Below are 1,744 nucleotides of genomic sequence, written 5' to 3' on the forward strand. Positions count from 1 at the left end.
GCCGGACTGGGCCTGACGCTACTGCCCGCCAGCTGCCGTCTCCCCGGCCATCGCGTGCTGGGCCTCGCCGAGGGTCTGCCGCCGGTCACACATTTTGAGCTGGCGCTGTTCTGCCGTCTGCCGCAGGATGCGCTGCAGCAGACGCTGGCGCAGGCGCTGGCTGAGTTCTGCCATCTGCAGTGGCAGTGATTTTTCCACTGCCGGGCAGTGGCAAATATCGCAGCGGCGGCGCGGCAGATTTGTCAGATTAGGGTTTTCCCTGCGATCCGGAGCCTTTTATGTCCGTTACCTCTGCCAGCCGTCGTTCTTTTCTCAGCCAGGGCGTTCGCCTGACCGCCGCCGGAAGCCTGCTGGCTGCCGGTATGAGTCGCGCCGCGCCGTTACCCTCTCTTCCAGCCTGTCAGACTGCGGTACCCCCGCCTGACGCTGCTTACTATCAGCTCTGCAACGTGCGTCTTGAAGAGGCGTTTGAACGCGAAGGCGGCGAGGTGATCGCCACCCGCACCGCGTGCTACAACCTCACGATTAAAGAGGGGCTGTTTGTCGCGATTGAGCCAGCCAGCACGCCACGCAACGCTGCGCTGCCGCAGTGGGATGCACAGGGCGCGCTGCTGCTGCCCCGCACCCGTGATATGCATATCCACCTTGATAAGACGTTTTACGGCGGCCCGTGGCAGGCTCCGCGCCCGCGTCAGGGCAAAACCATTATGGATATGATCGCCCGGGAAGAGGTGCTGATCCCGCAGCTGCTCCCCACTTCACAGGCGCGTGCCGAAGCGCTGATTGCCCTGCTGCAGAGTAAAGGCACCACCGAAGCGCGCAGCCACTGCAACATCGATCCGGTCAGCGGCCTGCAGAGCCTGGCGCACCTGCAGCAGGCGCTGGCACAGCATCCCGATTTCCGCTGCGGAATTGTTGCCTTTCCGCAACACGGCCTGCTGCACTCAAAGGTTGATCGGCTGATGCGCGAGGCGATGCAGCCGGGCGTCACGCATGTGGGCGGCCTCGATCCGACCAGCGTTGATGGCGCAATGGAAGCGTCGCTTGATGCGATGTTTCAGATAGCGCTCGACTATCAGCGCGGCGTGGATATCCATCTGCACGAAATCAGCGCGGCGGGCGTAGCGGCTATTCAGTACATGATTGATACCGTTGCCCGTCATCCGCAGCTTAAAGGGCGCGTAACGCTGAGCCACGGCTTTGCACTGGCCACGCTGGAAGGAGATGCGCTGGATCGGATGATTGCCGGCATGGCGGAGCAGCAGATTAGCCTGGCGTCCACCATTCCGATCGGCAGACTGACCATGCCGCTGCCGCAGCTGCAGGCGGCAGGCGTCAACGTGATGACCGGCACTGACAGCGTGATCGATCACTGGTCCCCTTTTGGCACCGGCAGCATGCTGGAAAAAGCCAATCTCTATGCTCAGCTTTACCGCGGCTCTGATGAGTATGGGCTAAGCCGCGCGCTGCATATCGCAACCGGAGGTATTCTGCCGCTCTCTAATCAGGGCGTGCGGCAGTGGCCTGCGCTGCAGGATGAAGCCAGCATGATGCTGGTGTCAGCCAGCTGCTCTGCTGAAGCCGTGGCGCGGATTGCGCCGGTGCAGGCCACCTTTCAGCGGGGCAAAGTGGTGTTTTTTGCCGGTTAGGCACCGGTTCTGTTCGCCGTCAGCTGCGGCCGCTGCCTTTGCGGCGGCGATGCTGCCCCGGGGCCGGTTCCGTTCGCTACGGGGTGCCGGGGCCG

1 protein-coding gene and 1 pseudogene are annotated in these 1,744 nt (G+C 63.2%); both read left to right on the forward strand.

The window, feature by feature from the left end; translation table 11 throughout:
• A pseudogene (locus HA43_RS18460) lies at positions 1–189 on the forward strand (LysR family transcriptional regulator); the annotation flags it as partial.
• Between the two features lie 89 nt (positions 190–278).
• A complete protein-coding gene (locus HA43_RS18465; protein ID WP_094112328.1) occupies positions 279–1,649 on the forward strand; it encodes an amidohydrolase in 1,371 nt (456 codons plus the stop codon).
• Positions 1,650–1,744 lie beyond the last annotated feature (95 nt).

It is taken from the genome of Pantoea eucrina, from assembly GCF_002095385.1.
Taxonomy (GTDB): Bacteria; Pseudomonadota; Gammaproteobacteria; order Enterobacterales; family Enterobacteriaceae; genus Pantoea; species Pantoea eucrina.

Excerpts from the sequence above, each read along its gene's own strand:
- HA43_RS18465 (WP_094112328.1), top strand. The coding sequence starts at position 279 with ATGTCCGTTACCTCTGCCAGCCGTCGTTCTTTTCTCAGCCAGGGCGTT.